Annotated in this window: 21 protein-coding genes; 5 read left to right on the top strand and 16 right to left on the bottom strand. The window is 70.5% G+C overall.

Going from position 1 to position 19,641, the window contains the following annotated elements; all coding sequences use genetic code 11:
* Positions 1-80: 80 nt before the first annotated feature.
* A complete protein-coding gene (locus QYS60_RS02760) occupies positions 81-461 on the bottom strand; it encodes a hypothetical protein (protein ID WP_371382380.1) in 381 nt (126 codons plus the stop codon).
* Between the two features lie 148 nt (positions 462-609).
* Here QYS60_RS02760 and QYS60_RS02765 point away from each other — a divergent pair, with 148 nt between their 5' ends.
* Together QYS60_RS02765 and QYS60_RS02770 are read left to right on the top strand one after the other, a co-directional pair.
* Positions 610-1,242, top strand: coding sequence for a response regulator (locus QYS60_RS02765; protein WP_371382381.1), 633 nt, complete (start codon positions 610-612; stop codon positions 1,240-1,242).
* Complete coding sequence (locus tag QYS60_RS02770; protein ID WP_371382382.1) at positions 1,239-2,450, top strand: sensor histidine kinase; 1,212 nt, start codon at positions 1,239-1,241, stop codon at positions 2,448-2,450. The genes QYS60_RS02765 and QYS60_RS02770 overlap by 4 nt, the downstream gene beginning before the upstream one ends.
* Here QYS60_RS02770 and QYS60_RS02775 read toward each other — a convergent pair.
* The 4 genes from QYS60_RS02775 to QYS60_RS02790 all read right to left on the bottom strand — a co-directional run bounded on the left by QYS60_RS02775 (position 2,428) and on the right by QYS60_RS02790 (position 4,822).
* Positions 2,428-3,417, bottom strand: coding sequence for an LLM class flavin-dependent oxidoreductase (locus QYS60_RS02775; protein WP_054372660.1), 990 nt, complete (start codon positions 3,415-3,417; stop codon positions 2,428-2,430). The genes QYS60_RS02770 and QYS60_RS02775 overlap by 23 nt on opposite strands.
* 104 nt (positions 3,418-3,521) lie before the next feature.
* The gene (locus QYS60_RS02780) at positions 3,522-4,061 is read right to left on the bottom strand and encodes a flavin reductase family protein (protein ID WP_371382383.1); all 540 of its coding nucleotides are present in this window, start codon (positions 4,059-4,061) and stop codon (positions 3,522-3,524) included.
* Between the two features lie 117 nt (positions 4,062-4,178).
* Positions 4,179-4,427, bottom strand: a complete 249-nt coding sequence (locus QYS60_RS02785; protein WP_054372661.1) for a hypothetical protein — start codon at positions 4,425-4,427, stop codon at positions 4,179-4,181.
* Between the two features lie 11 nt (positions 4,428-4,438).
* Positions 4,439-4,822, bottom strand: a complete 384-nt coding sequence (locus QYS60_RS02790) for a nuclear transport factor 2 family protein (protein ID WP_003938399.1) — start codon at positions 4,820-4,822, stop codon at positions 4,439-4,441.
* A 315-nt stretch (positions 4,823-5,137) separates the two neighbouring features.
* Between QYS60_RS02790 and QYS60_RS02795 the strand changes: the two genes are divergently transcribed.
* On the top strand, positions 5,138-5,785 hold the full coding sequence (locus tag QYS60_RS02795; RefSeq protein WP_371382424.1) for a PadR family transcriptional regulator: 648 nt from the start codon (positions 5,138-5,140) through the stop codon (positions 5,783-5,785).
* Between the two features lie 93 nt (positions 5,786-5,878).
* On the opposite strand, the gene QYS60_RS02800 is transcribed toward QYS60_RS02795, so the two are convergent.
* The 4 genes from QYS60_RS02800 to QYS60_RS02815 form a co-directional block, all read right to left on the bottom strand.
* Positions 5,879-6,604, bottom strand: coding sequence for an IclR family transcriptional regulator (locus tag QYS60_RS02800; RefSeq protein ID WP_371382384.1), 726 nt, complete (start codon positions 6,602-6,604; stop codon positions 5,879-5,881).
* Positions 6,605-6,750: 146 nt separating this feature from the next.
* Positions 6,751-7,659 (bottom strand): biphenyl-2,3-diol 1,2-dioxygenase, encoded by a 909-nt coding sequence (bphC, locus tag QYS60_RS02805; RefSeq protein WP_371382385.1) that lies wholly within the window; start codon positions 7,657-7,659, stop codon positions 6,751-6,753.
* A 28-nt stretch (positions 7,660-7,687) separates the two neighbouring features.
* Complete coding sequence (locus QYS60_RS02810; RefSeq protein WP_371382386.1) at positions 7,688-8,869, bottom strand: hydroxylase; 1,182 nt, start codon at positions 8,867-8,869, stop codon at positions 7,688-7,690.
* Positions 8,870-8,898: 29 nt separating this feature from the next.
* The gene (locus tag QYS60_RS02815; RefSeq protein WP_003938394.1) at positions 8,899-10,065 is read right to left on the bottom strand and encodes a Rieske 2Fe-2S domain-containing protein; all 1,167 of its coding nucleotides are present in this window, start codon (positions 10,063-10,065) and stop codon (positions 8,899-8,901) included.
* Between the two features lie 246 nt (positions 10,066-10,311).
* Between QYS60_RS02815 and QYS60_RS02820 the strand changes: the two genes are divergently transcribed.
* Positions 10,312-12,021, top strand: coding sequence for a 3-ketosteroid-delta-1-dehydrogenase (locus tag QYS60_RS02820; protein WP_371382387.1), 1,710 nt, complete (start codon positions 10,312-10,314; stop codon positions 12,019-12,021).
* Between the two features lie 13 nt (positions 12,022-12,034).
* Here the strand turns inward: QYS60_RS02820 and QYS60_RS02825 are convergent, their stop codons facing one another.
* The 7 genes from QYS60_RS02825 to QYS60_RS02855 all read right to left on the bottom strand — a co-directional run bounded on the left by QYS60_RS02825 (position 12,035) and on the right by QYS60_RS02855 (position 17,908).
* A complete protein-coding gene (locus QYS60_RS02825; protein ID WP_371382388.1) occupies positions 12,035-12,490 on the bottom strand; it encodes a hydrogenase maturation protease in 456 nt (151 codons plus the stop codon).
* Complete coding sequence (locus tag QYS60_RS02830; protein ID WP_371382389.1) at positions 12,487-13,779, bottom strand: Ni/Fe hydrogenase subunit alpha; 1,293 nt, start codon at positions 13,777-13,779, stop codon at positions 12,487-12,489. The genes QYS60_RS02825 and QYS60_RS02830 overlap by 4 nt, the downstream gene beginning before the upstream one ends.
* On the bottom strand, positions 13,763-14,536 hold the full coding sequence (locus QYS60_RS02835; RefSeq protein ID WP_371382390.1) for an oxidoreductase: 774 nt from the start codon (positions 14,534-14,536) through the stop codon (positions 13,763-13,765). The genes QYS60_RS02830 and QYS60_RS02835 overlap by 17 nt, the downstream gene beginning before the upstream one ends.
* Complete coding sequence (locus QYS60_RS02840; RefSeq protein ID WP_371382391.1) at positions 14,536-15,396, bottom strand: FAD/NAD(P)-binding protein; 861 nt, start codon at positions 15,394-15,396, stop codon at positions 14,536-14,538. The genes QYS60_RS02835 and QYS60_RS02840 overlap by 1 nt, the downstream gene beginning before the upstream one ends.
* Positions 15,386-15,847, bottom strand: a complete 462-nt coding sequence (locus tag QYS60_RS02845; RefSeq protein WP_371382392.1) for a Crp/Fnr family transcriptional regulator — start codon at positions 15,845-15,847, stop codon at positions 15,386-15,388. Before QYS60_RS02845 ends, QYS60_RS02840 begins: the two co-directional genes overlap by 11 nt.
* Complete coding sequence (locus tag QYS60_RS02850; RefSeq protein WP_003938387.1) at positions 15,844-17,004, bottom strand: 4Fe-4S dicluster domain-containing protein; 1,161 nt, start codon at positions 17,002-17,004, stop codon at positions 15,844-15,846. Before QYS60_RS02850 ends, QYS60_RS02845 begins: the two co-directional genes overlap by 4 nt.
* Positions 17,005-17,125: 121 nt before the next feature.
* Positions 17,126-17,908, bottom strand: coding sequence for an FAD-binding oxidoreductase (locus QYS60_RS02855; protein ID WP_289379457.1), 783 nt, complete (start codon positions 17,906-17,908; stop codon positions 17,126-17,128).
* A gap of 172 nt (positions 17,909-18,080) precedes the next feature.
* Between QYS60_RS02855 and QYS60_RS02860 the strand changes: the two genes are divergently transcribed.
* Positions 18,081-19,634, top strand: a complete 1,554-nt coding sequence (locus QYS60_RS02860; protein ID WP_289379458.1) for an AMP-binding protein — start codon at positions 18,081-18,083, stop codon at positions 19,632-19,634.
* The last annotated feature ends 7 nt before the right edge of the window (positions 19,635-19,641 follow it).

The following is a 19,641-nucleotide window of genomic DNA, read 5'->3' on the forward strand; positions in this document are numbered from 1 at the left end:
TTGTGGCCGAATGTCACATCGCGTCGATTCGATCGACGCGATGTGACATTCGGTCGTTACGCGGTGCGGCCGTTCGGCTGTCAGGTGGGGTCCGGAAGCGACACCGAGTAGTGCGCGCACATGTGCGGGAAGCGCCGGTCGATCTGCGTGTGGACGACGTATCCCTCGTCCGGTTCGATGCGGGTGCCGTCGACGCTGCTGTCGCCGTATCGGTACGTCTGGGCGAGGAAGATCGCGCGGGCGCCGCCGGGTAGTGAATACGTCAGCCGGATCCCGATCCCGAGGTCGTCGCCGGTGCTCGCGGCGACGGTCGCGGCTTCGCCGGGCCGCAGCGACGGCGGCGGTGGAAGAATCCACCGGCCCTCGGGCAACGCGCTGTCGCGCAGCACCATCGGCTCGCTCGTGTCGTTCCTGATGGTGAGTGCGATGCTGGGGCACGCGACCGGGTTGCGGGTGTGCATCGGATGCTCGGGACCCTCCTGCTCGGGGATGCCCCAACTATGCGCCGCTTCCCGGCGCCGGTCTGTCCCCCGACGGGATGCGGCGAGGAGGAATTCCCGTGTCCCCCGACCGGGGGACACGGAAAGCGTGCCCGTGCCACGATGAGGTATGCCCGTGCGCGTGGTGGTCGGCGACGACCACCCCCTGTTCCGCGACGGGGTGGTGCGGGCATTGTCCGGCAGCGAACGGATCGAGGTGATCGGCGAGTCCGGGGACGGTGCCGCCGCCCTGGATCTGATCCGCACCCGTCGGCCGGACGTGGCCCTGCTCGACTACCGCATGCCGCACCTCGACGGTGCCGCGGTGGCCGCCGCCGTCCGGCGCGACGGGTTGCCCACGCGGGTGCTGCTGCTGTCCGCGCACGACGACGCCGCGATCGTCTATCACGCGTTGCAGGAGGGCGCGTGCGGATTCCTGCCCAAGGAGTCGACGCGCGCCGAGATCGTCGCGGCGGTGCTCGACTGCGCGGACGGCCGGGACGTGCTTCCCCCGGAGCTGGCCTCCGGACTGGTCGCGGAGGTGCGCCGGCGCAGCGAACCGTCCGGGCCTGTTCTCAGCGACCGGGAACGGCAGGTGTTGACGATGATCGCCCAGGGCCGGTCCGTTCCGTCGATCGCGGCGCAGCTGTACCTGGCGCCGTCGACGGTGAAGACACACGTGCAGCGCCTCTATGAAAAGCTCGGGGTGTCCGATCGGGCCGCGGCGGTCGCGGAGGCGATGCGCCGGGGAATGCTCGAGTGAGCGACCGGGACGCCGCGGTCGGGGACTACTCCGGCGACACGGTCCGCTGGGTGGCGATGCTGCGGTTGCCGCTGATCGCACTCATGGCCCTGGTGGGCCCGGTGATCGTGGTGGCGCACTGGCTGCCCGTCCTGTTCCTGACCGTCCTCACCGGCTACGCCCTCGCGGCGCTCGGGTGGCTCGTTCTGGTGCTCCGCGGGCCCGTCCGGCACTCGTGGTGGGCTCCCACGCTGGTCGACATCGTCGCGCTGCTCGGCCTGTGTGCCGCCTCCGGCGGTGCGACGTCGGTGCTCCTGCCGGTGTTCTTCCTGCTGCCCGTCACCGTCACGTTCCTGCACCGGCCCTGGTGGACGGCGGCGGTCGGCGTCGCCACCGCCACAGGCTTCCTGCTCGTGTGGTTGTTCTACGCGGTCCGGGACGACGGTGTCGATCTGCCCGCGGTGGTGTACCTCTACTTCGGTTTCATGGTGTGGCTGGCTGCCGCGATGACCGGTCTGTCCGTGGTGCTCGCGCACCGGGCGGACGCGGTTGCCGCGCTGCTGGCTACGCGGCGACGGCTCGTCACCGAGGCCCTCGACGCGGAGAGCCGCGAACGGCAGTTGCTCGCCGAACAATTGCACGACGGTCCGCTGCAGAACGTGCTCGCCGCCCGCCTGGACGTGGAGGAAGCCGGCGAGCGGCGTCCCGACGACGCGCTGCTCGCCGCGGACACCGCGCTGCGCGAGGCCGCCCGGCAGTTGCGCTCGACCGTGACGACGCTGCACCCGCAGGTGCTGTCGCAGCTCGGGCTCGCCACTGCGCTGCGCGAGCTGGCCGAGCAGAGCGCGCGACGCGGCGGGTTCGCCGTCGACGTCGTCGTCGACGGGTCCTTCCCGCGCGAGGAGGCGCTGCTGTTCTCCGTGGCGAGGGAGTTGCTCGGAAACGTCGTCAAGCATGCGAAGGCGACGTCGGTGCGGGTGCGGCTGGTGCGCCGCGGCCCCGACATGGTGCTCGAGGTGGCCGACGACGGCTGCGGGTTCGACCCGGCGACGCTTCCCGACCGGGTCGGGCAGGGACACATCGGACTGGCGTCGCACGTGCTGCGCGTCGAGTCCGTCGGCGGTACCGCCGTGGTGCGGTCGGCGCCCGGCGACGGGACGACGGTGATCGTCACCGTCCCGGCCGCCGAGCCCGACGGAACGGCCCTCAGGCCGGGACGAGCCCGCTGACCTGGGCCAGCAGTTCGAGCGAGCGCAGCCACGCCTTGCGGCCCGGCGCCGACGACACGACGATCAGTTCGTCGGCCTGCGCGCGCTCGGTGAAGCGGTCGAGATAGTCGCGCACCTCACCCGGGGTACCGACGGCGGTGTAGCGCAGCATCTGCAGCACCTGCTGCCCGGCGGGGGCGTCGAGCAGCATCTCGACTTCCTCGTCGGTGAACGTGCGGCCCCGGCCGAGCATCTGCCGGATGCGCTGCCGCTTGGTGGCCTCGAACAGGGCGTCCGCCTCGTCCGTGGTGTCCGCGGCGATCACGCCGACGCCCGCGACGACGTACGGCTCGGACAGTTGCTCGGACGGCTGGAACTCGCGCCGGTACAGCGCGACGGCGTCCTCGAGCGCCTGCGGCGCGAAGTGCGACGCGAACGCGTACGGAAGGCCGAGCAGCGCGGCGAGTTTCGCCCCGAACAGCGAGGAGCCGAGGATGTACAGCGGCACGTTCGTGCCCTTGCCGGGGACGGCGTCGACGCCCGGGATGCGGGACTGCCCGCGCAGGTAGGCCTGCAGCTCGAGCACGTCCTGCGGGAAGCTGTCGGCCGACGACGGGTCGCGGCGCAACGCCCGCAGCGTGTTCTGGTCGCTGCCGGGGGCGCGACCGAGACCGAGGTCGATGCGGCCCGGGTGCAGCGTCTCGAGGGTGCCGAACTGTTCGGCGATGGTCAGCGGCGAATGGTTGGGCAGCATGATGCCCCCGGCGCCGAGCCGGATGGTGGAGGTGTGCGCGGCGACGTGCGCGATCAGCACGCTGGTGGCCGACGACGCGATGGTCGGCATGTTGTGGTGTTCGGCGTACCAGATGCGGTGGTAGCCCCACTGCTCGGCGCGCTGCGCCATGTCCACGCTCGCGGCGAAGCTGTCGCGCGCGGTTTCGCCACGGCCGATGTGAGCCAGGTCGAGAATCGATAGTGGTGTGGTCACCGGGATCCTTCGCGTGTCCGGGGCCCGGTGTCGGGATCCGGGCACACGATCGGTCCAACCACCCCGGCCGGTCCGCTATTCCGTGACGTGCGCCTCGTCGCCGGTCACCGCACCGGGTTCACGTCGGTGGCGGTCTCCTCGTCGAGGATCGCCTCGGTCGTGTACCGCCCGAAGCCGCCGCGGTAGAACAGCAGCGGGCCGTCGTCGTGCAGCGCGGTGAGCCCGGTGACGCGGGCGACGACGATGGTGTGGTCCCCGGCGTCGTGCTCGGCCTCGACCACCGCCTCGATCCGGGCCAGGGCGCCCGCGAGCGCGGGTGCGCCGTTGTCCCCGCGCGTCCAGTCCACGCCGGTGAACTTGTCGCCGCCGCTGACGGCGAACGCCATGCACGTATCGCGCTGGTCGTGGGACAGGACGTTGATCGCGAGGGTGCCGATCTCCCGGATTTTCGGCCAGGTCTGCGACGTGCGGGCGGGGCAGAACGACACGAGCGGTGGATCCAGCGACACCGACGCGAACGACTGGCACGCGAATCCCAGCGGTTCACGGCCGTCGTGGCCGGTCACGACGGTGACGCCGGTGCAGAAGTTGCCCAGCACGTCGCGCATGGTCCGGGGATCGAGCACCGTGTGTTCCGCGGCCATCGAGGCTCCTCTCGGGTAGGTCTGTGTCCAGTGTCCGTCATGCCGGTGCGTGCGATGCAAATGCTCCCGGTCGGCGGGAGCGCGACGGCGGTGACCGGTCGGGTTCGGACGACGCGGTCAGTCGAGCCGGCCGGGCGTGGGGCAGCTGCGAGCGGTGATCGGCAGTTCACCGCGGTCGGCGAGCTCGTCGACGGTCTCGCGCAGGTCGGCGCAGGTGTGGAGTGCGGCGCGACCGTGCTCGGCGTCGGCGCGGAAGCGCGCGCACGACCGTGCGGCGTCGGTGAGCCACTGGATGCTCGTGTGGACGGGACTGTACTTCTCGGCGAGGACGCGGTTGCCGCAGGTGCGGCAGGTGACGGGGTGCACGACGGACCCTCTCAGTTCCGGCGCATGTCGGCCGGGGCCCAGAAGGCCCGCATGCTCGTGACGAGGCCGTTCTCGTCGAACGTCATGACATCGATGGGTTCGATCTCGTAGCGCTGCCCGTCGGCTTCGGTGACCACCCGGAAGTGGAAGGCGGCGCCGGCGTCGGTGATGCGGAGCGTCAGCAGCTCCGTTTCGTTCCGGGTCTTCTCCACCGCGCGGTAGAACGCCCGGATGGCCTCGTGACCCACCTTCGGTTCGCTGCCGGCCGGATCCTCGACGGTGGCGTCGGGCGCGTAGAGGGCGGTGATCTCGTCGGCGGTGCCGTTCGCGACGGCGGCGAGGTAGGCCGTGACGGTGGCGCGGATGTGGTCCGTACGGGTGGCGAGGTCGGTCATCGTGGACGCTCCTGTCGGTTCTCGCGGCTGCTCTCCCGGACGCTAACGGCGCGGCCGCCGCAGTGGGGGCTCGTCTCCCGCGGAGCGGGACATCGGCGCAGCCCGCGGAGCGGGAGGTCGGCGCAGCCCGCGGAGCGGGAGATCGGTGCAGCCCGCGGAGCGGGAGATCGGTGCAGCCCGCGGAGCGGGAGATCGGTGCAGCCCGCGGAGCGGGAGATCGGCGCAGGTGGTCGAGGGTGGCGGGGTTGTTAGGCTCGCGGGGTGTCCGATTCCGCTCCTGCCGCGTATCCCGGTCTACCCGCGACGAGTTGGGCGGTGCTGGGGGTTCTGGCACTGGGGGAGGAGATGACGGGCAACGACGTGAAGAAGTGGGCGGATTGGAGCCTGAGCTTCTTCTACTGGAGTCCGTCGGTCAGCCAGGTGTACGGGGAGCTGAAGAAACTCGAGAAGCTGGGATTCGTGCGGTCGCGATCGATCTCCGAGCCCGGGGCCCGCAGCCGGCGTGTCTACTCGATCACGCCGACCGGCGTGGGGGCGGTCCGGGCATGGTCGCGGGAGGCTCCGGTCGAGGCTCCGGTGCTCAAGCACGGGGTGATGCTGCGTATGTACCTGGGTCACCTCAACGAACCCGAGAAGCTGAAGTCGATCGTGCGGGATCACATCGCCAATCTCGAGGAGAACCTCGGGCGCGTCCGGAACTACGCGGACCATTCGGACGTCGAACCGAGCTGGGCGTTCCCGTTGCTGAGCCTGCGCTGGTCCGAGCGCTACTTTCGTACGGAGATCGCGCTGTTCGAGGAGCTGCTCGACGAGATCGACGAGGCGGCAGCGCGATTCGCGCGCAGCGACATCGACGAGAACGGTGTTCCGCAGCCGCGGCGGCGAGGTAGCTGGCGCACCGTGGAGCAGACGCTGAGCGCTCACGACGAGGACGGCGGTGACGGACCGGCTCCCGCCGAATAGCGGTCGGGCGCCGGGGGTTGGTCAGGCGCCGGGGGTCGGTCGGGCGCCGGGGGTGGGTTGGGCGCCGGGGTTTGGTCAGGCGCCGGGGTTTGGTCAGGCAGAGTGCAGCCGGGGGCGCCGGGATGCGGCAGCGAAGCGCTGCCGGTCGTACCCGCGCCAGGTCGCGGTGGCTGCCATGCGCACGCGTCCGCTGAGCCGGTGGTCGAACGGCATGTGCTGCAACGGCCCGCACACGGAGACCGCGGCGGGAGCGGAGCCGACGGGACCGACGGGAACGGCGATGCACCCGAGCCCCGGCACGGCCTGTCCGCGTTCGTACGCAACCCCCGTCTCCCGGATGCGTTCGAACTCGGCGCCCTGGGCGCCGGCGTACGCGAGCAGCGCCTTACCCAGGGCGGCGTGCGGTGCGGGCCGGCGCCCCCCGACGCGGGTCGGGACGGCGCTGTCGAGGCGTCCCCCGAGTTTGTCGAGATAGACGACGTCGGTGCCGTCGAGGACCGCGAGGTGGACGACCAGTCCGGTGGCGCGGTGCAGCTCGTGCAGGTGGGGGCGTGCGGCGGCACACAGGCCGTCCTGGTGCACGGCGAGGGATCCCAGTTCCATCAGCCGCAGCCCGAGTGCGTACTCGCGGCCCTCGCGCCGCAACCATCGCAGTTCGACCAGGCGCTCGAGGATGCGGTGCACCGACGAACGGGGGAGACCGGTGCGGCGGACGATCTGGGCGAGCGTCAGCCGTCCGGTCTCGTCGAACGTGTCGAGGACGAGACCCACCCGGTCGATGACGGCACTGGGGGTGGCGGGGGTGGCGGGAATCGTCACGGAGGCTCCTCACTCACATGCGCGGATGAGCTGGCTATTTCGATTAGAAATAGTGTCACATCACGGACGCGTTGTGAAGTGCGTCACCGATCCGGGCGTGGCGAGGCCCCGCACGGCGGTCGTGCGGGGCCCGGCCGTCGCGGCGATCAGGACATCACGCCGAGTGGCTCGCTGCCGGACCAGTCGTGTCCCCAGTAGCTGTCGGCGGTGATCTCCTCCGCGGTGTAGTACCGCTCGTCGACCGCCATCCCGTCGGTGCCGTACTCGATGTCCCAACCCCCGGGAGCGCGGACGTAGAAGGACACCATCTTGTCGTTGGTGTGCCGACCCAGCGTCGACGAGACGGAATACCCCTCACGCGTCACCCGGTCGAGGGCCCGGCCGACGGCATCGAGGGTGTCGACCTCCACCATGATGTGGATCAGGCCGGGGTCCTTGCCTGCGGGGACGGGCATGAGCGCCAGGCTGTGGTGTCGCTGGTTCACGCCGAGGAACCGGATGCGCATCGGCCCGACCTCGGGAGGCGTCGGCAGGCGGAAGGCGCCGCGGGGCAGGAAGCCGAGCACCTCGGTGTAGAACCCGAACGTGGCTTCGGGATCGGTGACCGGAAGTACGACGTGCCCGAGACCCTGTGCGCCCGTGACGAATCGATCACCGTACGGCGTCACCACCGGACTGTGGTCGAGGACGGGACCGTGGAACACCTCGACGGAGGTGCCGGAGGGGTCCTGGAAGGCGATCACCTCCTCGGCGCGCCGAGCGTCCGCCTCTTCGGCCGAGAGCACCTTCACGGCGACGCCGGCGGCCTCCACGGAGCGTCGCACCCGCGCCAGCGCCGCATGATCGCGCACCTCCCAACCGACGTCGACCACCCGGTCGCTGTCGCCGGGGGCGACCACGATGCGTGCCGTGCGCTCGTCCATGCGCAGGTACAGGGCATCGGGTTCCGGTCCCGACCCCTCGGCGAACCCGAGGACGTCGAACGCGAAGGTCCGCCACCGGTCCATGTCGTCGGTCTGAATCTTGATGTAGCCCAAACTCTTGATGTCGGACACTGTCGTCTCCCGGCTGAACTCGAATCGGTCAGATCATCGCCCGCAGCGGACCCTGCGGGTCCGCGCCGAGGCGGCTGAGGGTCGCGGCGTGCAGCACCGTCCCCGGCTGGTGGATCGCGTGGTGCAGGCCGGCGTGGGCGTCGCGCCAGAACCGCTGCAGGGGCTTGTCCATCCGCAGCGCGTTCCCACCGCAGCGCGGGTAGATGCGGTCGATCGCGTTCACCGCCCGCCACGCCGCCTGGACCTGCGTCTGCCGGCTCGCGGCGCGCTGCTCGAACGTCGGGGTCTGCCCCGAGTCGACGAGATCCCAGATCCGGTCGACGTTCGACAGCAGCGAATCGCGTGCGGCCCGCAGATCGGCGACGGCCTCACCGAACACGTACATCGTGTACGGATCGTCCTTGACTGCGGTGCCCTGCGCGTTGATCCGGTCGGCCTGGTAGACGTCCGCGTGCAGCACCAGTCCCTCGCAGATGCCGATCGTGGCGGCGGTGATGCCCAGCGGGAAGGCCGTCGACCAGGGCAGCTTGTAGAGAGTCTCGGTGCGGCCGTAGCGGGCCACCGCACTGCCGTCGATCAGGTCGTCGTAGTACATGACGCGGTACTCGGGAACGAACGCGTCCTCGACCACCACGTCCTTCGACCCGGTACCCCGCAGGCCCACCACATCCCAGGAGTCCTCGACGATCCGGTAGTCGGTGCGCGGGATGATGACGTGCGCCATCTTCGGAGGCTGCGCCACCGAGCCGTCCGGGTTACCGACGAAGGCGCCGAGGAAGGCCCAGTCGCAATGGTCCGTGCCGGAGGAGAACTGCCAGTTGCCCGAGAACCGGAAGCCGCCGTCGACCGGGGTGACGATGCCACCCGGCATGTAGGGCGACGCCATCCAGGTGTCCGGATCCTCACCCCAGATCTCCTGCTGCACGCGGGGATCCGCGAAGGCGAGCTGCCAGGGATGCACACCCACGATGCCGTGTACCCATCCCGCGGAGGGGTTCAGCGCGGCCGTGCGCATCACGGTCTCCGCGAATTCCCTCGGGTGCGACTCGAAACCGCCGAACTCGCGGGGCTGGAGCATGCGGATCGAGCCGGCCTCCTTCATCTTCTCGGCGGTCCCGTCCGCGAGACGGCCGAGCCGCTCGGCTTCCACACCTTCGGCGAACAGATCGTCCGCCATCGCGTCGATGTGCTTCAGGACTTCGTAACTCATGGTGTCTCCTCGACTCTGACGGCGGACGCTCAGGCGACCGGTTCGGGGGCGGACTGCGCACGGGCAGCGAGATTCTCGGCGATCTGCTGTTCCCACCGTGCGGCCGGTTTCGCGGTGTCGATCGCGAACTCGTAGCGGTTGGTCATGTCCGGGGTGATGTCCGCGACGTCGACGTAGAACTGCTGGTACCAGCGGCGCAGCTGGTAGACCGGACCGTCCTCGTCGCACAGCAGCGGATTGTCGATCTTGGCCTTGTTCTTCCAGATCTCGATGTCCTGCTCGAACGTCTTCTCGGTGCCCCCGCCGAAGTGGGCGGCCATGGCATTCGCCTCCTCGGCGGACATGCCCGGCAGGCGCTTGACGATCACGCCGTACTGCAGCACGAACGAGGTGGGCGTGACGGGGTAGTGGCAGTTGATGAGAACCGTCTCGATCGTGGCCTCGCCGGTCTCCGTCCACAGCTTGTCGATCATGTAGGAGGGGCCGTGGTACGACGCCTCGGAGCGCGAGAAGTTGTCCGCACCGAAGTCGATGTCCAGCTCGACGTCGGTGCGCTGGTTGAACGACATGATCTGCGTGGCGACGTGGCCCTCGAAGATGTTCTCGAACGACCGCGGGACGCTGTAGTGGACGTAGAAGAAGTGCGCCATGTCCACGACGTTGTCGACGATCTCGCGACAGTGCGAGCCCTCGATGAGCACCGAGTTCCACGTCCAGTCGGACCACTCGTCGGTGCCGGCGCCCTCGATCTCGGGGATCGTCACGTCCGCCGGCGGCGGGTTGCCTTCGGGATCGTGCCAGACGAACAGTTGCTGGTTGCGCTCCAGGGTGGTCCACGACCGCGTCCGCGCGAGCGGGGGGACGCGGCGCGCGTACGGAATGCCGGTGCACCGGCCGTTGCCGCCCCAGCGCCAGTCGTGGAACGGGCAGGCCACCGAGTCGCCCTTGATCTCGCCCTGTGCGAGATTGCCGCCCATGTGCCGGCAGTAGGCGTCGAGGACCTGCAGTTCGCCCGTGCTGTCGGCGAAGACGACGAGGCTGGTGCCGAACGCGTCGACCTGGTGGGGCTTGCCGTCCCGGTAGGTGCGGGCCAGCCCGAGACAGTGCCAGCCGCGCGCGAAGCGGGTCGGTTCCGCGTCGGCCTCGATGGTGCGGACTTCGTCGTCGGGTGTGGTGGGGGGTGCGCTCTGCGTCATCGTGTCCTCCGGAGCCGGTGGGTGCTGCGCCCGAAACAGGCATCGAGGCCATGCTGGGCGGCGTCGTGAGCGGCACAGAAGGGGTTCTCCCGCTGGGCGGACCGTTCGTCCGGGGGCGTCCCGGTGGGCGGGACACCTCCCGATGGGCGGTGTCGACGTGACCTAGCCTCGCTCCGAGGTCCGCACCGCCCTCCGGCGTCGACGACCTATCGTCCCCCAGCGGCAATGACGTGAAGGAGCAGATCGATGGCGACGAATTCCGTACCGGTGACCCCCGCCCACGACACCACCGTGGACCTGCTCGTGATCGGGTCCGGCACCGGCATGGCCGCCGCGCTCACCGCGCACGAGCTGGGGTTGTCCACCCTGATCGTCGAGAAGACGGAGTACGTCGGCGGCTCCACGGCGCGCTCCGGCGGGGCCTTCTGGGTGCCCGCGAATCCCGTGCTCCGCAAGGCCGGTTCCGGTGACACGCTCGACCGGGCCGGCACCTACATCCGGTCCGTGGTCGGCGAGTCCGCACCGGCGGAGCGGGGTGCGGCGTTCCTCGATCACGGCTCCGCCACCGTCGAGATGCTGCAGCGCACCACCCCCATGCGGTTGTTCTGGGCCAAGGGGTATTCCGACTACCATCCCGAGCTGCCCGGCGGGTCCGCCGTCGGCCGCACGTGCGAGTGCCGTCCCTTCGACGTGTCCGTCCTCGGGCCCGAACGCGAGCGGCTGCGGCCGGGACTGATGAAGGCCGGCCTGCCGATGCCGGTGACCGGCGCCGACTACAAGTGGATGAACCTCATGGCGCGGAAGCCGTCGAAGGCGTTCCCGCGCATCTTCCGTCGCCTCGCACAGGGTGTCGCCGGGCTCGCCCTCAAGCGCGAGTACGTCGCCGGGGGCCAGGCACTCGCGGCCGGCCTGTTCGCCGGCGTGGTCCGGGCCGGGATCCCGGTGTGGACCGAGACCACGCTCGTGCGGCTGCTCACCGAGGGTGATCGGGTCACCGGTGCCGTCGTCGCGTGCGACGGGCGGGAGGTGACCGTGACCGCGCGGCGCGGTGTCGTGCTCGCGGCGGGCGGCTTCGACCACGACATGGCGCTGCGGCACAAGTACCAGTCCGAACGGCTCGGCGAGCACGAGAGTCTCGGCGCCGAGGGCAACACGGGCGACGGCATCCGCGCCGCGCTCGACGTGGGCGCCGCGACGGACCTGATGGACCAGGCCTGGTGGTTCCCCGCCGTCGCCGCAATGAAGGGGCGCCCGCCGATGGTGATGCTCGCCGAGCGGGCACTGCCCGGCTCCTTCATCGTCGACCACACCGGTCGCCGGTTCGTCAACGAGGCGACCGACTACATGTCGTTCGGCCAGCTCGTGCTCGACCGGGAACGCGCCGGTGACCCGGTCGAATCGATGTGGATCGTGTTCGACCAGCGCTACCGCAACAGCTACATCTTCGGCGGCGGGCTGTTCCCGCGGCAGCCCATCCCGGAGGCGTGGATCCGGGCCGGAATCGCGCACCGGGCGGACGATCCGGCGGCGCTGGCCCGCGCGGCCGGCCTGCCGGAGGGGGCGTTCACCGAGACCTTCCGCCGGTTCAACGATGCCGCGGCCGCCGGCACGGACGCCGACTTCCGCCGTGGTGCGAGTGCCTACGACCGGTACTACGGTGACCCCACCGTCGAGCCCAATCCCAACCTGCGGCCGCTGACGGACGGGCCCCTCTATGCGGTGAAGATGACGCTGAGCGATCTCGGCACGTGCGGTGGTGTGAAGGCCGACGAGCGGGCGCGGGTGCTGCGCGAGGACGGCAGCGTCGTCGACGGCCTGTACGCGATCGGCAACACTGCCGCCAACGCCTTCGGCAACACGTACCCCGGTGCGGGGGCGACGATCGGTCAGGGCCTGGTGTACGGCTACATCGCCGCGCAGGACGCCGCGAAGGCGGCCGTTCCCGCGAACGGATGACTCGGCAACGGCGTTACCGCTCGCATTCGTCGATCACTGCCCGCACCACGGCGGGCAGTGCCGCGGCGGTGGCGGGCGTCAGGCCGACGCCGTAACCGACCTCGGCCACCTCGAGGGTGTAGACCACGACCCGACCGGGGTCGACGCCCAGGGTCCGGCTCAGCGCCCACGCCTCGGCGGGGCCGAGGCTGTGCGAGCCGGCGTGTCGCGGGCGGCGGGCGAGACTCGCATCCCCGATCTCGTGCCGCCGGATCGCGCCGGGCGGACCGGTGCCGACGGTGGCGTCGACGACGACCGCCAACCGCGTCCCGGCCCACGCGTCCAGCATTGCCGTCGGCTCGCCGTCGGAGATCAGGACGCGCCATCCGGGCCGGGACCGGCCGACGGCCCGGGCCACCGCGGGCCCGACGCCGTCGTCGCGGCGGTACTCGTTGCCGACGCCGATCACCACGAAGTTCGTCGCGATCACCCGCGGTCGATCGTGAGGTCGAGGAAGTGTGTGGCACACGAGATGCACGGGTCGTAGTTGCGGATCACCCGTTCGCACAGCGATGTCAGATCGGCATCGGACAGTTCCAGATGACCGGCGATCAGCGTGCGCAGATCGTGTTCGACGGCAGCCTGGTTCTGGGAGGTCGGGGGAACGATCACGGCCGAGCGGATCAGTCCGTCGCCGCCGAGCTCGTAACGGTGGTACAGCAGTCCCCGCGGTGCCTCGCTGACGCCGTGCCCTGTCGCGGCGCGGGCGGCGACCTGGGTGCCGGGCCGACCGGGACGCTCGTATCCGGCGATCAGGCGGAGCGCCTCCTCCACCGCATAGACGGTTTCGACGGCGCGAACAACGATGCTGCGAAACGGGTTACGGCATCCCGCTCCCAGTCCGGCTGCGTGTGCCGACTGTCGTGCGGTGTCCGACAGCTGCGCGGAGTTCAGGGTGTATCGGGCCAGGGGTCCGGTCAGGTACCGGCGCCCGTCGAGCCGCGCGTACAGGGCCGTCGAGTGCGGGACCTGGTGTTCGACCACATGGTCCGGGAACTGTGCTGCGGCGAAGGAGGATCCGGTCGACGAACGGATCTGCCCGTCCTCGATGGCGTAGCGGTCCGGCCGGTGCAGGGCGAGCAGGTCGTGATCGAGATCGATATCGGGAAAGTCGAACCCGGCCACCCAGCGGACCGTGTCGAGCGCGTCGTCGAGGGCGCGGCGCAGTCGCTCGGCGAGCGGCGCGAGCTCCGCGCGGGTGGGCGCGCGATGGAAACCCCCGATCCGCACGTTGACCGGGTGGATGGGTCGCCCGCCGACCTGCTCGAGGATCGCGTTGCCGGCCTTCTTCAGGGCCAGCCCGCGTTCGAGCGCGCTCCGGTGACGCTCGGCGAGGGCGATCGCGTCGGGCAGGCCGAGGAAGTCGGGGGCATGCAGGAAGTAGATGTGCAGCACGTGGCTGGCGATCCACTCGCCGCAGTAGAGCAGGCGGCGCAGGTTCAGCACCGGCTCGTCGAGCTCGACCCCGCAGGCCTGCTCCAGCGCATTGCAGGCGCTGACCTGGTAGGCGACGGGGCAGATCCCGCAGATCCGGGAGGTGATGTCCGGAGGCTCGCGGAAATCCCTTCCCCGCAGAAACGACTCGAAGAACCGGGGCGGCTCGTAGATGTTCAGCTCCGCGCGCTGCACCTGCCCGTCGCGCACCGACACGTTCAGTCTGCCCTCGCCCTCGACGCGGGCGAGAGCACGGACCGTCAGCTCTCTACGGCTTCCGCTCACGGCAGTGCCTCTCGGCGAGTGCGGGTGCGCCGACGTTGAATGTCGCGAAGGCGCGGTCGATGTCGTCGTCGCTCATGCCGCACGTGCGCAGCCACCCGGCGAGCGACGCGATGTTGGGGTCGGTCGTCGGCCCGAAACAGCCGTAGCAGCCGCGCGACTGCGCCGGGCACAGGGCGCCGCAGCCGGAGTGGGTCACCGGTCCCAGGCAGGGCGTGCCGTCGGCGACCATCACACAGGTCAAACCCCGGCGCTTGCATTCGGTGCACACACTGGTGTTCGGGATGTTCGGCCGGCGGCCGGCCAGGAACGCGGTGATCACCTCGAGCAACTGGCGCCGATCGATCGGGCAGCCGCGCAACTCGAAGTCGACCGGCACGTGCGCCGCGATCGCCGTCGACGTCGCCAGCGTCTCGATGTACTCCGGGTGGGCGTAGACCATCGAGGTGAACTCGGCGACGTCGGCGAAGTTGCGCAACGCCTGGATGCCGCCGGCGGTTGCACACGCGCCGATCGTGACGAGGGTCCGGGACTGCTCCCGGACCCGGTGGATGCGCGTGACGTCCGCGGCGGTGGTGATCGAGCCCTCGACCAGCGACAGGTCGTACGGACCGTCGTCGACGGCGCTCGACAGTTCGAGGAAATGGGCGATCTGCACCGCACCCGACAAGGCGAGCAGTTCGTCCTCGCAGTCCAGCACGGACAGCTGACATCCGTCGCACGACGCGAACTTCCACACCGCGAGCTTCGGCCTGTCCATTACAGCTCCCGTACGTGCAGCAGCGGTCCGGCCACCGCGTAATCCAGCACGGGGCCGTCCCGGCAGAGCAGGATCTCGCCGAGCTGGCAGTGCCCGCACAGTCCGATCCCGCACTGCATGTTCCGTTCGAGCGAGACCCGGATGTCCGGGGGCCGAATCCCTTTGCCCAGCAACACCCGGGCCGAGAACCGCATCATCGCCTCCGGCCCGCACAGCAGTGCCGTCGTCCGCCCGGGATCGAGGTCGAGCCGGGCCAGCGGTTCGGTGACGAATCCGACCGACCCGGACCAGCCCTGGACCGGCTGGTCGATCGTCAGCCGGACCTCCACGCCGCCGTCGGCCCAGTCCTGTAGCTCGCGCCGATACAGGATCTCGGCCGGCCGGCGTGCTCCGACCACGAGCACGACGCGCCGGAAGTCACCGCGCGCGGCCACCGCGCCGAGAACGGCGGCCCGCACCGCGGCCAAACCCACTCCGCCGGCGACGATCACCAGGTCCCGGCCCGTGCACGACTCGAGGTCCCAGCCTGCCCCGAACGGGCCGCGCACGCCGACGATCGCGCCCGGCGCGGCGTCGTGCAGGGCCCGGCTCACCGCACCCACCTTCCGTACGGTGTGGACCAGCTCCCCGGTCGTGTCGGTGGGATCCCCGCTGATCGAGATCGCGATCTCGCCGACCCCGGGGGCGTAGAGCATCATGAACTGGCCGGGCCGGAACCGCGGTCGCGGCGCCCCCAGCGGGGCCAGCGACAGTGTCACCGCATCGGCGGTCTCGACGGTCCGCGCGCGAACCCGGTGGGCGCTCGGCAGCATCGGCGCGTCCGGCGCCGCTGCGGTGTCTTGCGCGAGGTCACCGAACATCGGAACCCGCATACAGGTCCAGCAGTCGCGCCCGGGTGGCCTGCAACCGCTCCAGGAGGGCCCCGAACAGGGCCCGCATCACCGTGTATCCGAACTCGGCGTCGGTCTCGCTCAGCGCCTGCAGCGCCGCGGCGTCCACCTCCAGAGCCGAGGTCGCTGTGGCCGCGACGGCCCCGTAGTGCCAGCGGTGGGGCGGCGTCAGCCACGACCATCCCAGGACGTCGCCCTCGACGAACGTGTCGAGGGTGACCTGGCCGCGGCCGGGCACCACCGTGTACAGATCCACCCGGCCCTCCTGCAGCAGCCAGCAACTGCGCGCCTCCCCGCCCTCGTGGAAGACGTGCTCCCCCGCGGCGAAGCGGACCGGGTGGGCGAGCGCGGCGATCCGATCCCGCGCCTCCCGGTCCAGCCCCGCCAGGGGCCGGATGCCGTCGAGCGGTGGGGTCGTCATCGGTGCCCGTCCGGTTCGTCGTCGTGGGTGGCGAGCGCGCCGGTGAGGCGGGCCGCCTCCGCGGTGATGTCGATGCCGACCGGGCACCAGTCGATGCAACGGCCGCAGCCGACACATCCCGAGCTGCCGAACTGGTCGTGCCAGGTGCCGAGCTTGTGCGAGATCCACTGCCGGTACCGGCTCCGGCCGGACGCCCGGACGTCACCGCCGTGGATGTAGGAGAAGTCCGGTTCGAAACAGGACGCCCAGTGCTGCCACCTGCCGGCGTGCCCGTCGGCGAGGTCGGTGACGTCCTCCGTCGACGTACAGAAGCAGGTGGGGCACACCATCGTGCAGTTTCCGCAGGTAAGGCAGCGATCGGCGACATCGTCCCAGACGTCCGCCTCGCGGGCGTCGCGGAGCATCGCCCGCAGGTCGACCTCGGGCATGCTCCGTCCCATCCGGTCGCCGGCCGCCGCCACCGCGTCGCGGGCTTCAGTGGCCTCGTCTGCGGTGGCGTCGCGGTGGGGGAGCAGGTCCAGGATGCGGGCGCCCTCGTCGGTCCCGACGTCCACGAGAAAACGGTGTCCCTGCTCGTCGACGCGCTCGGTCAGACCCAGGTCGTACCCCGGGCCCGCGGCGGGACCGGTGGCCATCGAGGCGCAGAAGCAGACCTCGCCGGGTTCGGTGCAGTTGACCGCGACGACGAACAGCCCGCGGAACCGTCGCGCGGTGGCCCCGTCGGGATGGGCGCCGCGGGTCAGCACTGTGCCCAGGATGCCGATCGCAGCCAGGTCGCAGCCGCGGACGCCGAGGAAGGCGTACCGGGTCTCGTCCGCCGGTGGGGGCCGGTAACTGCCGTCCGGAGCGGTCGACCACAGTTGCTGTCGTGCGGGGTGCAGGAACTGCTTCCACGACTGCGGACCCGCGGAATGGCCGAACACGGCGGTGTCGTCGCGCCGCCGCAGCCGATACCGCCCGGGTGCGGTCGACACGCCCCACCCGTCGGGCAGTTCTCGTCCCGACCCGAGCTCGTCGAGCACGATGGCGTCGTCGCGGACGGTGGGGCCGACGACGCGATATCCCTCGGTCTGCAGCACCTCGATCAGCCGGTCGAGGTGGGCGCGGGACAGGATTGCCGGCGTCGGGGGGTCAGGGTGCGAATCCGCAATACCCATGGCAGCTCCCGTGATTCGAACGGTCACGACCCGGCGCAGCCCTCATTCGTCGCGCTGGTGGCCCCCTCGAGTATCGTCGCGGGCGTACCGCCCGGTCAACCGGCCGGCCGTTGCGGCCCGGTCAGTACGGGTCGAACCGGATGTTCCCGGCCGGCGTCCCGGTCCGGGTGAGCTCGCGCAGGGTTGCGCGGACCATCGCCGCCGACCCACACACGAGCACCTGGTGGTCGCCGAACGCCCCGTAGGAGGTGACCACCTCGTCGAGGCTGCCCTCGAGCAGTTCGTCGGGGTGGAACCCGGGGTCGCCGACGTGGGCGACGATGCGCTCGTACCACTCGTCGCCGAACTCCGGGTCCTCGACCGATTCGACGACCGGCACCACCGTCAGCCACGGCAGCGCCTCGGCGAGCAGGATCAGCATGTCCGCGGCGTACAGGTCGCGGGGCGTGCGGCCGCCGACGAACAGGAAGGTCTGCGGCGGGTCCGGCCGGCGCGCGACGTCGAGGAGCAGGGCGCGCAGCGGGGCCAGGCCGGTGCCGCCGGCCACCATGATCACGGTGCGGCCGGAGTCGTCGACGTGCAGGGTGCCGCCCTGCGGCGCGCCGATCGTCCACACGTCGCCGGGGCGGGTGCCGGCGACGATCGTGCCGCTGACCCAGCCGCCCGGCACGGTGCGCACGTGGAATTCGAGCTTGCCGTCCAGCGACGGCGGCAGGGCGGGGGAGAGGCGGCGCGGCAGCCGTGGATGCGGCGGCACCGTGACGTCGAGGTACTGCCCGGGCGCGAACGGCACCATCGTGTCGGCTTCGAGACGCACCACGGCGACGTCGTGGCGCAGGCGGTGGTGTTCGACGACGGTCGCCGAACAGGTGGGGGCGTGCAGGGACTGTCCGGCCGGCTGCATGGTGTGACTCCCGGGACTCGAGCGTGAAGGTGGCCCCACTCTAGGGGAGGCCCGCGCCGCACCCGAAATGAAACATGTTCCAATTCTGCCGCCGATGCGGTTATGGTGACGAAGGGTGATCCCTGCCACGTCGAGCCGTCACCACGCCGCCCCCACGACCGGAAGGACGACCATGACCGACGAGTACGCCGACCTGCATCGTCCCGTGTTCACCGCGGACCTGCTCATCACCGCCCTCGAACGCAGCGCGGACAAGCCGGCCCTGTACCTCGGCGACGTGGTGCTCACCGGCGGGGAGATGCGCGACGAGATCAGCCGGTTCGGTCAGGCGCTCGCGTCGGTGGGGGTCGGGCAGGGCTCGTCGGTGGCGATGCTGTCGAAGAACCGTCCCGAGGTGCTCATCTCGATGGGCGCGACGATGGTCGCCGGGTGCCGCAACAGTGCGCTCAACCCCATGGGCTCGCTGTCGGACCACCTGTACATCGTCGGCGACGCCGCGATCGAGACGCTGATCTTCGATCCGAACCACTTCGAGGAACGCGCCGCCGAACTGAAGGCGCAGGTTCCGACGCTGAAGAACGTCTTCTCCCTCGGTCCGTCGCGGGTCGGCACCGACATCCTCGCTCTCGCGGCACAGTTCACGCCGCAGCGGCTCGTCGCCGCGCCCGTGGCGGCCGAGGACACCTCGTCCGTCGTCTACACCGGTGGCACCACCGGAAAGCCCAAAGGCGTCATGGGGTCGTTCCGCTCGGGCGCGACGCTCACCCAGATCCAGATGGCCGAGTGGGAATGGCCCCACGAGCCGCGCTTCCTGATCTGCACGCCCCTCTCGCACGCCGGGGCGGCGTTCTTCGTCCCCACCCTGCTGCGCGGCGGATCCCTCTACGTGCTGCCGTATTTCGAACCCGGCCTGGTGCTCGAGACGATCGAGAAGCACCGCATCAACGCGACCATGCTCGTGCCGACCATGATCTACCTGCTGCTCGACCACCCCGACTTCGACATCCGCGACCTGTCCAGCCTCGAGACGCTGTTCTACGGTGCGTCGGCGATGTCGCCGGCGCGGCTGCGTGAGGGCATCGAGCGGCTAGGCCCGGTTTTCTTCCAGTTCTACGGGCAGAGCGAGTGCGGGATGACGATCTCCGTGCTGCGCAAGGAGGATCACCTCGCCGACGATCCCGAACGCCTCGCCACCTGTGGCCGGCCCGTGCCGTGGCTCGACGTGCGGCTGCTCGACGACGACCTGAACGAGGTGCCTCGTGGCGAACTCGGCGAGATCTGCGTACGCGGACCGCTCGTGATGAAGGGATACCTGAACAAGCCCGCCGAGACGGCCGAGGCGCTGCGCGGCGGCTGGTTGCACACCGGCGACGTCGCGCGGGCCGACAAGAACGGCTTCCTGACGATCGTCGACCGCAAGAAGGACATGATCGTCACGGGCGGCTTCAACGTCTTTCCCCGCGAGATCGAGGACGTCATCTCGTCGCACCCGGCCGTCGCGTCCGTCGCGGTCGTCGGCGTGCCCGACGCCAAGTGGGGCGAGGCCGTCAAGGCGTGCGTCGTGCTGCGGGAGAACCAGTCCGTTCCGGCGGAGGAACTGATCGAGAAGGTTCGTGCCGCAAAGGGTTCGGTGCATGCCCCCAAGTCGGTGGACTTCCTCGACGCTCTGCCGCTCACCCCGCTGGGCAAGCTGGACAAGAAGACCCTGCGCGCGTCGTACCGATAGGCGGCTT

It is taken from the genome of Rhodococcus sp. GXMU-t2271 (assembly GCF_041414735.1).
In the GTDB taxonomy this organism is placed as follows: domain Bacteria; phylum Actinomycetota; class Actinomycetes; order Mycobacteriales; family Mycobacteriaceae; genus Rhodococcus; species Rhodococcus indonesiensis.